This window comes from Pseudomonas sp. S60, assembly GCF_016647865.1.
GTDB lineage: Bacteria > Pseudomonadota > Gammaproteobacteria > Pseudomonadales > Pseudomonadaceae > Aquipseudomonas > Aquipseudomonas parafulva.
Map to the genome: position 1 here is coordinate 1 of NZ_JACVVH010000002.1, position 12,074 is coordinate 12,074.

Below are 12,074 nucleotides of genomic sequence, written 5' to 3' on the forward strand. Positions count from 1 at the left end.
CGCGGCCCCTGGCGGGGCACGGGGCACCCGGCCGGGGGGCGGCGGTGCAGCCCCGGCGGTCTCAATGGTTGACAGTATGCGCCAGCATCACTGACAACTGGCACAGCGGCCGCCCGCTCTCGGCCTGCCACTGGTTGAATACCTGCTGGACCAAGGCCAGGTCGCGCTGGCTGGTCGGCGGCTTGTCGATCACTTTCTGCGCGATCAGCGCCGCCGCCATGTCGTCGGTGGGCACAAAGGTATCCTTGCCCACCATGCGCAGAAACCGCGGCGCCGACAGCCCGCCCAGCTGGTTGCCCTGCTTGGCCAGGTACTTCCATAGCCCGACGATGTCGTTAGCCGGCCAGTCGGCGATGAACGCACCAAAGCTGCCGTTCTCCTTCGCCACGTCCAACACCATCTGCGCATTGCGCGGCACACTTTTGAGCTTGCCCAGGTGGCGGATGATGCGCGTGTCCTGCATCAGCCGCTCCAGGTGCTCGGCCCCCATCAGCACGACCTTCTCCGGATCGAAACCGAAGAACACTTGCTCGAATGCTGGCCACTTGGCATCCACGAGGCTGTGCTTGAGCCCGGCGCGGAACACACGCAGCGCCAGCGTGGACAGATAACGGTCGTCGGTTATTTCACGCAACTGCGCAGGTGTACGCGGCTGCGGCAGAAAAGCCTCCAGGGCCTGGGCGGAGCCAAAGCGATTCAGGCAGAACTCGTGCAACCACTGGTAATCGCGCATAGGTTCAGATGTTCACCACATCAAGAAAACGTGGCGCAGCGGTTTCGTCGATCTTGAGGCTGGTGAAGTCGAACAGGTTGCGGTCGGCCAACTGCGACGGCGCCACGTTCTGCATCGCACGGAAGATGCTCTCGGTACGGCCTGGGTGCTTGCGCTCCCACTCCACCAGCATGTCCTTGACCACCTGGCGCTGCAGGTTCTCCTGCGAACCGCACAGGTTGCACGGGATGATCGGGAATTCCTTCATGTCGGAGTAGGCCTGGATATCCTTCTCGCTGCAGTAGGCCAGCGGGCGGATGACCACATTGCGGCCGTCATCGGCGCGCAGCTTCGGCGGCATGCCCTTGAGGGCGCCGTTGAAGAACATGTTGAGGAAAAATGTCTCGACGATGTCGTCGCGGTGGTGACCGAGCGCCATCTTGGTTGCGCCGATTTCATCGGCGAAGGTGTACAGGGTGCCACGGCGCAGGCGCGAGCACAGCGAACAGGTGGTTTTGCCCTCCGGCACCAGCTCCTTCACCACCGAGTACGTATCCTTCTCGACGATGTGGTACTCGACGCCCAGCGCCTTCAGGTACGCAGGCAACACGTGCTCAGGGAAGCCTGGCTGCTTCTGGTCCATGTTCACCGCGACGATCTCGAACTGGATCGGCGCCACCTTCTGCAGGTGCAACAGAACGTCGAGCATGGTGTAGCTGTCCTTGCCGCCGGACAGGCAGACCATGACCTTGTCGCCATCTTCGATCATGTTGTAGTCGGTGATGGCTTCGCCGGCAAGACGACGCAGGCGTTTTTGCAGTTTGTTCTGGTTGACCGAGAGGGTGCCCATAGCGCTTGAATCCGCGAGGTGTGACAAAAGCCGGCTATTTTACGCACAAATGCGCCAGCACTGTAGGCATTCCGACAAAGACTTCACGGTAATCAGCAGCAGGTGTGCGAGTGCGATTTGCTCTAAAGGTGCTGCCTTGATGGGGTCACCGCTTCCTATACTGCGTGATAGGGCCAACATACCGCTCGCTCGGTGTCCAGGCCTCGGGCCGCTGCGCTCCATAGGGGGCGACTGGCAACATTCAGAGGAGTGACCGGCATGATTCATCACGTCGTTGGGCTGTTTACCCACCCCGACCGGGAATGGCGGGAAATCCGTGGCGAAGACGAAACCATCAGCCACATGTACCTGACCCATACCTTGATACTGGCGGCGATACCCGCCCTTTCGGCATTCATTGGCACTACCCAGGTCGGCTGGGTGATCGGCGACCGGCCAGCGGTAATGCTGACCCTGCAAAGCGCACTCTGGATGAGCATCATGTCCTATGTCGCCATGCTCGCCGGGGTGGCGGTAATGGCGGCCTTTATCCACTGGATGGCACGTACCTACGATGCCAATCCGTCCATGGCCCAGTGCACGGCCTTTGCCACCTACACCGCCACCCCACTGTTCATTGCCGGCTTGGCGGCGCTCTACCCTCACCTGTGGCTGGGCATGCTGGTAGGCACAGCGGCTATCTGCTACGCGGTGTATCTGCTGTACGTGGGCCTGCCGACCTTCATGAACATCCCGCAGGATGAAGGCTTTCTGTTTTCCAGCTCCGTCCTGGCGGTAGGGCTGGTGGTGCTGGTGGCGATCATGGCGGCCACTGTCATCATCTGGGGCTTGGGTGTAGGGCCTGTCTACACCAACTAGGCCGGATGTCAGCGCGCTGCCCGGCCAACCGGGGCGCGCTGACAGGTGGCTCGGCTGCCTCCCCGCGGTTGCGGCATAATGACGGGCCAGGAGAACCATTGCGCCATGCCCGAGCTGCTTATCCAACGCGTCGAAACCTGTTACAAACAAGCGGAAACCTTCTTCAAACGCCCCTTCCTCCGCCCGGAAGTGAACTTCAAACTGCGCGGGCAAAAAGCAGGGGTCGCCCACCTTCACGAGAACAAACTGCGCTTCAACCTGCAGCTGTATCGAGAAAACCAAGAAGATTTTCTACGCCAGACGGTGGCGCACGAAGTCGCGCACCTGGTGGCCCACCAACTGTTCGGCGACAGCATTCAGGCTCACGGCCAGGAGTGGCAGTTGATCATGCGCGGCGTGTACGAACTGCCGCCCAGCCGCTGCCACACTTATGCAATCGAGCGCCGCCTGGCGACCCGGTACATCTACCGCTGCCCATGCCCGCAGAGTGATTTCCCGTTCACGGCCCAGCGGCACAGGCTGGTTCGCCAGGGGCGGCGCTACCTGTGCAAGCGGTGCCGGGGGATATTGGTGTATAGCGGTGAAACGCGGCTGGAATAGAGAGGTGATGCTCTAGCTGGCATGCCAGCGATTGCGCCAGCCGCCCAGGCACGAAAAAGGTGGCACCGAGGCCACCTTTCTGTACCCGCCTGCGCCTTACTTCTCGACGAAGGCGCGCTCGATCAGGTAATCACCTGGCTCACGCATGCGTGGGGAGATCTTCAGGCCGAAGCTGTCCAGCACTTCGCTGGTCTCGTCGAGCATGCTGGGGCTGCCACAGATCATGGCACGGTCGTCCTGCGGGTTGATCGGCGGCAGGCCGATGTCGCTGAACAGCTTGCCGCTGCGCATCAGGTCGGTCAGGCGGCCCTGGTTCTCGAACGGCTCGCGGGTAACGGTGGGGTAGTAAATCAGTTTTTCGCGTACCGCTTCACCGAAGAACTCGTTCTGTGGCAGGTGTTCGGTGATGAACTCACGGTAGGCCACCTCGTTCACGTAGCGCACGCCGTGTACCAGGATCACCTTTTCGAAACGCTCGTAGGTTTCCGGATCCTGGATGACGCTCATGAAAGGCGCAAGGCCGGTACCGGTGCTGAGCAGGTACAGGTGCTTGCCCGGGTTCAGGTCATCGAGTACCAACGTACCGGTAGGCTTTTTGCTGATGATGATCTCATCGCCTTCCTTCAGGTGCTGAAGCTGGGAAGTCAGCGGACCATCCGGCACCTTGATGCTGAAGAATTCCAGGTGCTCTTCCCAGTTCGGCGAGGCGATGGAGTAGGCGCGCATGAGCGGACGGCCGCTGTCTTGTTGCAGGCCGATCATCACGAACTGACCGTTCTCGAAGCGCAGGCCCGGGTCACGGGTGCACTTGAAGCTGAACAGGGTGTCGTTCCAGTGGTGCACACTGAGGACACGTTCGTGGTTCATGTTGCTCATCTAATGGGGCTCCTGAAAAAAGACGCGGCGCAGAGGGCGCGTAGTTGCGCGATAGTTTAGGGGCAGCGACAATATCTGTTAACTGAATTATCAAGATATGTGTTATCGGTTATATCGATATGCGATTTACACTTCGTCAACTTCAGGTCTTCGTGGCCGTCGCCCAGCACCAGAGCGTGTCGCGAGCAGCCAGCCTGCTTGCGCTGTCGCAATCTGCTGCCAGCACCTCTATCACCGAACTCGAGCGCCAGTGCAGCTGCCAGCTGTTCGACCGCGCGGGCAAGCGCCTGAGCCTCAATGCGCTGGGGCACCAGTTACTGCCTCAGGCTGTCGCCCTGCTTGACCAGGCCAAGGAAATCGAGGACCTGCTCAATGGCAAGTCCGGCTTCGGCTCGCTGGCCGTGGGCGCCACGCTGACCATTGGCAACTACCTGGCCACCTTGCTGATCGGCAGCTTCATGCAACTTCACCCGGAAAGCCAGGTGAAGCTGCACGTGCAAAACACCGCGCATATCGTGCAACAGGTTGCTCACCATGAAATTGACCTGGGTCTGATCGAAGGCGATTGCAACCATCCAGACCTTGAGGTCCAGCCCTGGGTGGAGGATGAGCTGGTGGTGTTCTGCGCGCCGCAGCATCCGCTGGCCAAACAGGGCCGTGCCGATGTGCAGACGCTGGCCGGGGAGGCCTGGATCCTGCGCGAACAGGGTTCAGGCACGCGGCTTACGTTCGACCAGGCGATGCGACACCACCGCTCCCATCTGGATATCCGCCTTGAGCTGGAGCATACCGAGGCCATCAAGCGTGCGGTGGAGTCTGGGCTGGGCATCGGCTGCATCTCGCGCCTGGCGCTGCGCGATGCATTCCGCCGGGGTAGCCTGGTTGCCGTGGAAACCCCGGAGCTGGACCTGATGCGCCAGTTCTACTTCATCTGGCACAAGCAGAAATACCAGACATCGGCCATGCGCGAGTTCCTGCAGCTGTGCCGCAACTTCACTGCCGGCGTCACCCGCAGTGATGAAATCGTGTTGCCGCCTATCGCCTAGAGCAGGATTACGCCCCACACCAGCGCCATCATGCTGAGCGACACGAACTGCGCAGCGCTGCCCATGTCCTTGGCATTTTTCGACAGCGGGTGACGCTCCAGTGAAATGCGGTCGATGGCTGCCTCCACCGCCGAGTTGAACAGTTCCACGATCAAGCCCAACAAGCAGACAGCGATCATGATCGCCCGCTCGGCACGGCTGACCGGCAGCCAGAAGGCGATGGGGATCAGCAGCACGTTGAGCAGCACCAACTGGCGAAATGCCGCTTCGCCCTTGAATGCGGCGCGCAGCCCATCCAGCGAATAGCCAGCGGCGTTCAGGATACGTTTAAGGCCGGTCTGGCCCTTGAAGGGTGATGGAGTCATGAGGGTCGCTTAACAACGAAAAGGCCAGCAGACTAGACCGGCAGGGGTCAAAAAAGCGTGAAGCCACGCGCAGTCAGGTGCTGGCAACCGATTCAAGTTGTTGCAGCAACAGCGCGGCCTGGGTACGCGTACGCACGCCCAGCTTGCGGAAGATGGCCGTGACATGGGCCTTGATGGTGGCTTCGGATACGCTCAGTTCGTAAGCGATCTGCTTGTTCAGCAGGCCTTCGCACACCATCGTCAGCACCCGGAACTGCTGGGGCGTCAGGCTCGCCAGGCCTGCACTGGCGGCCTTGGCCTCGGCCGGTACATCCACCTTCTCGAACGCCTGGGGCGGCCACCATACTTCACCGTCCAGCACCTTGCGCACGGCGTCCTGGATCACCTCCAGGGTACTTGACTTGGGGATGAACCCGCTGGCGCCGAATTCGCGAGACTTGACCACCACGGCGGCCTCTTCCTGCGCAGAGACCATCACCACAGGTATCTGCGGGTACTGCCCGCGCAGCAGCACCAGCCCGGAGAAACCATAGGCGCCTGGCATGTTGAGGTCCAATAGCACCAGGTCCCAATCTGCTTTTTCGCTCAGGCGGGTTTCCAGCTCGGCGATGCTGGCAACCTCTACCAGGCGAACGTCCGGGCCCAGACCAAGCGTTACGGCTTGGCGCAAGGCACCACGGAACAGCGGGTGGTCATCGGCAATCAGGATTTCGTACGTGGCCATCGATCTAGTGATCCTGTTCTGTACCCGGCGCCCGGTCTCAAACGGGGCTGCCCGGCGGGGAATCGGCGCCAAGGATGCCGAGCGCGGCCCAGGAAGGCAAGCCAGCCGCCCTGCCGCCTCGCCTGTCCTGGCTGCCCAGCCTCATCATTATGAACCAAAGCCCGGGGCATGCCCCTTGGACTATAGGAAGGTATGCAAACGGCGATGGGTGTCATCCTGCTCGTCCAGCGGCACACGCCGCTTGCCACTGAGGTAATGCAGGCTGAAGACATCCAGGTAGGCATCCAGCGCCTGGGAGGCTACTGCATCCCCGGCCAGGTCCAGGCACATGGCCGCAACCTCGGCGGTACAGAAGTGGTCATCACGACGGGAACGGCGCAAGCGGTAGCGTGACATCTGCTCGGCCTGCAGGCTCAGCACCGGAAAGCGGTTCAGGTACGGGCTTTTGCGGAACATCTTGCGCGCCTCGGTCCACGTGGCATCCAGCAGGATGAACAGCGGGCGCTTGCCGGGCTCGCGCACCACATCATTGACCACACGTTGTTCAGCAACGAATTCACCGGGAAAAACGATATAGGGCTGCCAATGCGGGTCGTCTAGCAATGCCAGCAAGCCCTCGTCGACCGAGGTGCGCAGCCAGCCAAAGGCGGAAGTGTCCTCGATCAGGTCGGCAATCAGCCAGCCAGTGTTGGTGGGCTTCAATGGCTCGGTGTCATGCATCAGCAGGCAAATGCCTGACTCGGCTTGCACCTTGGGCTTCCAGGCACACAGGCAGTGCGTGGCAATAACCCGGCAATCGGGGCAGCGTTGCGCCCGTGATCCACGGGCAACGAAGGGCTTGTTACTGCGGGCCAGGCGTTCGGCACGCAGACGCGCTACCGCGTGGCTCATGCCGGCAGGCCTCCAGGCAGGTTGAAAATAGGCACGGTAATAGCTCGAGCAAAAACGGCGTGCAGTTTAACAGAAGCGCCACCCATTGCTGTGCAGCGGGCGGCGCGCCCCCTATAATCGCGGCTTTATGCCAGGCACAGGCGCCGTGCGGTGCTCACGGAACGCCGCAGACACATGCATGTCCAAGCGCCAGTCACCGAACAGGAGAGATTCATGCTGCGCCTCATCGCCCCCGCCCTGAGCCTGATGCTCGCTCTGCCTCTGGCAGCCCAGGCGGCTTCCAAGCAGGACTACGACCTGAACACGATGCTGCAGAAGGTCGCCAAGGAAAGCAGCGTCGGCACGCCCCGCGCCATCAACGAAGACATTCTCGACCAAGGCTACACCGTTGAAGGCAAGGCCTTGATCAACCACCTGAGCGTGCGTGGCGAGCATGCTGCGCGCATGCAATCCAACCCCGAGCAGGTTCGCAGCCAGCTGGGCGACAGCGTGTGCCGCAACAGCGGGTTCCGCAACCTGATGTCCAAGGGTGCCGTGATGGTCTACCGCTTTACCGTGTACAAGACCAACCAGCCTGTGATGGATCAAGCCTTCGACAGCGCCAGCTGCGTGGCAGGCAACAAGAAGAAGTAATGGCCGCATTGGCCGGTTACCTGGGCGCCGCGGCGCCCATTGCCGGCTGACCGGCAGCCATTGCGGCTGGGCATGATGCTGCGCAAAGGGCTAGATTGAGAGGGTGCAGAAGGAGAAGTTGCATGCCTTATCAATCGAACGAACTGCTTTCCGGCCATTTCCGCGACAACAACATCGACCTCAGCCACATCGACGCACAGTTGCAACTCGTGGCACCCGCCAGCCCCAACCTGCCGCTGTACCGCGAGATGATGCTGACCGTTCTGCGCATGGCTCATGACGATGCCGACCGCTGGAGCGCCAAGATCACAGCGCAGGCACTGCGTGAACTTGACCAGTCTTTCCGTGCCCTGCAGCGGTACAAGGGCCGCCGCAAGGTAACCGTATTCGGCTCGGCGCGCACGCCACTGCAGCACCCGATGTACGCTATCGCCCGCGAACTGGGCGCCACCCTTGCACGCTCGGACCTGATGGTAATCACTGGCGCCGGTGGCGGCATCATGGCCGCAGCGCACGAGGGTGCCGGCAGCGATCACAGCCTCGGTTTCAACATCACCCTGCCCTTCGAGCAACATGCCAATGCCACGGTGGATGGCACGGACAAATTGCTACCTTTCCACTTCTTTTTCATCCGCAAGCTGTTCTTCGTCAAGGAGGCCGATGCGCTGGTGCTCTGCCCTGGCGGCTTTGGCACACTGGACGAAGCGCTTGAAGTGCTGACCTTGATCCAGACCGGCAAAAGCCCGCTGGTACCCGTGGTACTGCTGGACTCACCCGACGGCACCTTCTGGCGCGACTGCCTGGCTTTCATCCGCAATCAACTCGAAGAAAACCGCTACATCCTGCCCGGCGACCTGAAGCTGGTCCGCCTGGTGCATACAGCTGATGAGGCGGTGGAGGAAATCAACCAGTTCTACCGCAATTACCATTCAAGCCGTTGGTTGAAGAGCCAGTTCGTGATTCGTATGCAACACGCCCTGAGTGCCGCCGCACTCCAGGACATACGGGAAACCTTCGCGGACTTGTGCATGAATGGGGAATTTGAACAGCAGCCCGACAGCAGCGCCGAACATGAAACGGCCGACTATGGGCACCTCACCCGCCTGTCCTTCGCCTTTACCGGTCGCGACCAGGGTCGGCTAAGAGAGCTGGTGAACTTCATCAACGTGCCGGAGAACTGGCTGACATAACACGTCAGTCGTCCAAATCGCGCCCGTTGAGCAAACGACCGATCATATCCAGGGGGAAGCCGCGGTAGGCCAGAAAGCGTGTTTGCTGCGCACGACTGCGCGGATCCTGCGGGGGCTGGCCGGCGAACTTGCGCTGCCAGACATCCCGCAAGCGCTCCCCCCAATCCACTTCGCTTTCACGCAGTGCCTGGTCGATATCAGTTCGAGCCAACCCACGTTGACCGAGGTCTTCGCGAATGCGCGCCGGACCATAACCAGAGCCGGAACGGTACCTGATGAAGCTTTCCAGGTACCGGGCTTCGCTTAGCAGCCCTTCATCGCAAAGCCGATCAAGCTCAGGCTCGATCAGCTCATCCATCGCACCGCGCTGGCGCAACTTGCGTGTCAGTTCAACGCGACCGTGCTCACGTCGCGCGAGCAGGTCCATGGCAGCCCGCCGAATGGCGACAGGGGTGTCGAGTACGGCGGGCATAATTTAGCAACGACCGCGCGATCAATAACCAGCGTCGGCGTCAGCCATGTCGTCGGCGTCAGCTTTTGCTGCTGCAGCTTTGCCAGCAGCTGCTGCCGCGGCAGCGGCGCCTGCGGTGAGCAATTTGTCGCGAACCTGCTTCTCGATCTCGTTACCGATAGCTGGGTTTTCTTGCAAGTACTTGGCGGCGTTGGCCTTGCCCTGACCGATTTTATTGCCCTGATAGCTGTACCAGGCACCCGACTTTTCGACCAACCCTTGGGATACGCCCAGATCGATGATCTCGCCGTTACGGTAAATACCCTTACCGTAAAGAATCTGGAACTCAGCCTGACGGAACGGCGGCGAAACCTTGTTCTTGACCACTTTGACGCGAGTTTCGCTACCCACCACTTCATCGCCTTCCTTGACCGCGCCAGTACGGCGGATGTCCAGGCGCACCGATGCGTAAAACTTCAGGGCGTTACCACCGGTGGTGGTTTCCGGGCTGCCGAACATGACGCCGATCTTCATCCGGATCTGGTTGATGAAGATCACCAGGCAGTTGGCGTTCTTGATGTTACCGGTGATCTTGCGCAAGGCCTGGGACATCAGACGAGCCTGCAGGCCCACGTGCATGTCACCCATTTCTCCTTCGATTTCCGCCTTCGGCACAAGCGCAGCTACGGAGTCGACAATGATCACGTCAACCGCGTTGGAGCGCACCAGCATGTCGGTGATTTCCAGGGCCTGCTCGCCGGTGTCTGGCTGCGAAACCAGCAGGTCGTCGACATTGACGCCCAGCTTGCCGGCGTACTCCGGGTCCAGGGCGTGCTCGGCGTCGACGAACGCGCACGTGGCGCCGCTTTTCTGGGCTTCGGCGATGACCGACAGCGTCAGCGTGGTTTTACCCGACGACTCCGGGCCGTAGATTTCGACGATACGGCCTTTTGGCAAACCGCCGATGCCCAACGCAATGTCCAGCCCCAGGGAGCCGGTGGAAATGGCGGGGATGGCCTGGCGCTCGTGGTCGCCCATGCGCATGACCGCGCCCTTGCCGAATTGGCGTTCGATTTGACCCAGGGCCGCAGCCAAGGCGCGCTTCTTGTTGTCGTCCATTGAAATCCTCACGTGTTCGACTTGGCCCTGACGGCCGGGATACCTGTATAAGTAGCCAGTATTATTCCACAGGCCAACGCCTACGCAAACCCCTGTCGTCGATTTACCGCGGGGCAAGCTGTAACAAGCCTTCTAAAGCGGTGATCACCGTCTGCCGGCGCACCGCCTCGCGGTCGCCGTCGAACTGGCGGCGTATGCTGACCACGCGGCTGCCATCGCCCCAGGCCAGCCATACGGTACCCACCGGCTTGGCCGGCGAACCACCGCCAGGGCCGGCCACCCCACTGACCGCAACGGCAAAACGTGCACCACTGGCGGCTTGCGCCCCGCGCACCATGGCTTCGACCACCTCCTGGCTCACCGCCCCGACCTGCCCGAACAACTGCTCAGGCACGCCCAACTGCCGAGTTTTCTGCGCATTGGAATAGGTCACGTAACCGGCCTCGAACCACGCCGAGCTGCCGGCGATGCGGGTGATGGCCTCGGCGATACCGCCACCGGTGCAGGATTCAGCAGTGCTCACCTGCGCATTAATGCGCTGCAGGTGTTCGCCCAGCTGGGTGGCGAGCGTGGTGATCGGGTCCATGACAGGCTCCTGAAAGGGTGGGCGCTACCCTACCATCCTGGTAGAGCCACTGGCCGCTCAAACGTTCAGGCTTTCCCGCGCAATCTTGCTGATGACGCGCTCATCCCTGCGCCTGAGCCGCGGCAGCCCTGCAGGCCAGCCATTGGTCCAGTCAAGGCCGCCGAGCATGCGCATGTCGTCGATCGCCGAGCGCCACCACACCACCTTGCAGGCCTGCAGGTACTCGTCACCACTTATCGCACTGCCGTAAAGCAGCTTGCGGGCAACGCCACGCAGTTCACGAGGCACGCGCAGCAGGCTCAGCTTCACGCCAACGCGCATCGACCACGAGGGCAGCGGGCGGTACGCTGGCACCTGCAGCGCCAAGGCCGGCATGTCGGCATGGAAGCCCTCGCCATGGCGGGCGAAGAACACGTCCTGGATGGCATGAAGGTACGGTTTCATGGCGTAGTAATGGCTGATCAAACCCCGCGCCTGATTGATGCGCGCGCCGTGGATTTCAAACGAGAATGCAATCTGCTCGATGGTCAGCAGCTCGCGGCTGTAGGCGGCCCAGTCGTCGATCCGGGCGATCGCCCGCTGGGCAACGGATGCGTTTTCATGCGCAAGGCCCAGTACCCCACTGTTGCACAGCTGCAGGTCATCGGGTGGCAACTGGCCTGTCGCCGCCAACCCACGGGTGAGGGCGCGGTAATGACGCTTGCGCGAGGCCTTGGCCCAGCTCGACTCCACTTCGTCGATCAGAAATTGGCCGGCACCCACCTGTTCGAAGAGCCGCTGCGCAGGTTGCAGAAACACCGTGTCGGTGTCGATGAAAATAGTCTTTTGTGCCCATTCGCAAGCCTGGGCAATGGCGCAGGCCTTGCGCCGATGGGTGTAACTGCCATCGGGCGCCCAGGCTTGAAGGGTCTGCGTGTCCAGCCTGACCACTTCCACGGGCCACCCGGCAAATGCCTGGGGCTCGTCGGTAAGCACACGAATAACGGGGCACTCGCCGGGTTCACAGCGCGCCAAGGCGGTGAGAATGCTGAACTTGGCCTCTAACTGATAGGTACGACGCTTGCCGTACAGAAGGTAGATAAGTTGCTGGTCTACAAAAGAAACGCGCGTGGAGACATTCATGCAAATAGCGGCTTGGGTCTTCATCGGGGCTCGCCATTCTAAAGCCTGATG

15 protein-coding genes are annotated in these 12,074 nt (G+C 61.3%); 5 read left to right on the plus strand and 10 right to left on the minus strand.

All coding sequences use genetic code 11. From position 1 onward, the window contains the following. Positions 1-61: 61 nt before the first annotated feature. Together IAE33_RS00850 and ttcA are read right to left on the minus strand one after the other, a co-directional pair. Entirely contained in the window at positions 62-733 is a 672-nt protein-coding gene (locus IAE33_RS00850; protein WP_201161731.1) for a DNA-3-methyladenine glycosylase I, read from the minus strand. Between the two features lie 4 nt (positions 734-737). After that, positions 738-1,562 carry a tRNA 2-thiocytidine(32) synthetase TtcA gene (gene ttcA / locus IAE33_RS00855; RefSeq protein WP_028635025.1) on the minus strand — a complete coding sequence of 275 codons (825 nt, stop codon included), beginning with the start codon at positions 1,560-1,562 and terminating at the stop codon, positions 738-740. 258 nt (positions 1,563-1,820) lie between these two features. On the opposite strand from ttcA, the gene IAE33_RS00860 reads away from it, so the two are divergent. Beyond that, positions 1,821-2,420 carry a Yip1 family protein gene (locus tag IAE33_RS00860; RefSeq protein ID WP_201161732.1) on the plus strand — a complete coding sequence of 200 codons (600 nt, stop codon included), beginning with the start codon at positions 1,821-1,823 and terminating at the stop codon, positions 2,418-2,420. A gap of 78 nt (positions 2,421-2,498) precedes the next feature. Beyond that, positions 2,499-3,020 (plus strand): SprT family zinc-dependent metalloprotease, encoded by a 522-nt coding sequence (locus IAE33_RS00865; protein ID WP_268933234.1) that lies wholly within the window; start codon positions 2,499-2,501, stop codon positions 3,018-3,020. A gap of 96 nt (positions 3,021-3,116) precedes the next feature. Here IAE33_RS00865 and fpr read toward each other — a convergent pair whose 3' ends face one another. After that, positions 3,117-3,896, minus strand: coding sequence for a ferredoxin-NADP reductase (fpr, locus tag IAE33_RS00870; RefSeq protein WP_028635022.1), 780 nt, complete (start codon positions 3,894-3,896; stop codon positions 3,117-3,119). 119 nt (positions 3,897-4,015) lie between these two features. Between fpr and IAE33_RS00875 the strand changes: the two genes are divergently transcribed. Continuing rightward, complete coding sequence (locus tag IAE33_RS00875; protein WP_060481742.1) at positions 4,016-4,942, plus strand: LysR family transcriptional regulator; 927 nt, start codon at positions 4,016-4,018, stop codon at positions 4,940-4,942. On the opposite strand, the gene IAE33_RS00880 is transcribed toward IAE33_RS00875, so the two are convergent. The 3 genes from IAE33_RS00880 to IAE33_RS00890 all read right to left on the minus strand — a co-directional run bounded on the left by IAE33_RS00880 (position 4,939) and on the right by IAE33_RS00890 (position 6,922). After that, entirely contained in the window at positions 4,939-5,307 is a 369-nt protein-coding gene (locus tag IAE33_RS00880; protein WP_201161734.1) for a diacylglycerol kinase, read from the minus strand. The genes IAE33_RS00875 and IAE33_RS00880 overlap by 4 nt on opposite strands. A 73-nt stretch (positions 5,308-5,380) precedes the next feature. Further along, entirely contained in the window at positions 5,381-6,031 is a 651-nt protein-coding gene (gene erdR / locus IAE33_RS00885) for a response regulator transcription factor ErdR (RefSeq protein WP_028635019.1), read from the minus strand. Positions 6,032-6,211: 180 nt separating this feature from the next. Continuing rightward, the gene (locus IAE33_RS00890; RefSeq protein WP_201161735.1) at positions 6,212-6,922 is read right to left on the minus strand and encodes a tRNA-uridine aminocarboxypropyltransferase; all 711 of its coding nucleotides are present in this window, start codon (positions 6,920-6,922) and stop codon (positions 6,212-6,214) included. Positions 6,923-7,135: 213 nt separating this feature from the next. On the opposite strand from IAE33_RS00890, the gene IAE33_RS00895 reads away from it, so the two are divergent. Further along, a complete protein-coding gene (locus tag IAE33_RS00895) occupies positions 7,136-7,555 on the plus strand; it encodes a quorum-sensing-regulated virulence factor family protein (RefSeq protein ID WP_201161736.1) in 420 nt (139 codons plus the stop codon). 122 nt (positions 7,556-7,677) lie between these two features. After that, positions 7,678-8,745 (plus strand): LOG family protein, encoded by a 1,068-nt coding sequence (locus tag IAE33_RS00900; protein ID WP_201161737.1) that lies wholly within the window; start codon positions 7,678-7,680, stop codon positions 8,743-8,745. Between the two features lie 4 nt (positions 8,746-8,749). Here IAE33_RS00900 and recX read toward each other — a convergent pair whose 3' ends face one another. The 4 genes from recX to IAE33_RS00920 form a co-directional block, all read right to left on the minus strand. Continuing rightward, entirely contained in the window at positions 8,750-9,217 is a 468-nt protein-coding gene (gene recX / locus IAE33_RS00905) for a recombination regulator RecX (RefSeq protein ID WP_201161738.1), read from the minus strand. A gap of 21 nt (positions 9,218-9,238) precedes the next feature. Continuing rightward, positions 9,239-10,315, minus strand: a complete 1,077-nt coding sequence (gene recA / locus IAE33_RS00910; RefSeq protein ID WP_028635015.1) for a recombinase RecA — start codon at positions 10,313-10,315, stop codon at positions 9,239-9,241. Between the two features lie 103 nt (positions 10,316-10,418). Then, positions 10,419-10,901 carry a CinA family protein gene (locus IAE33_RS00915; protein WP_201161739.1) on the minus strand — a complete coding sequence of 161 codons (483 nt, stop codon included), beginning with the start codon at positions 10,899-10,901 and terminating at the stop codon, positions 10,419-10,421. Between the two features lie 57 nt (positions 10,902-10,958). Continuing rightward, the gene (locus IAE33_RS00920) at positions 10,959-12,023 is read right to left on the minus strand and encodes a hypothetical protein (RefSeq protein ID WP_201161874.1); all 1,065 of its coding nucleotides are present in this window, start codon (positions 12,021-12,023) and stop codon (positions 10,959-10,961) included. Positions 12,024-12,074 lie beyond the last annotated feature (51 nt).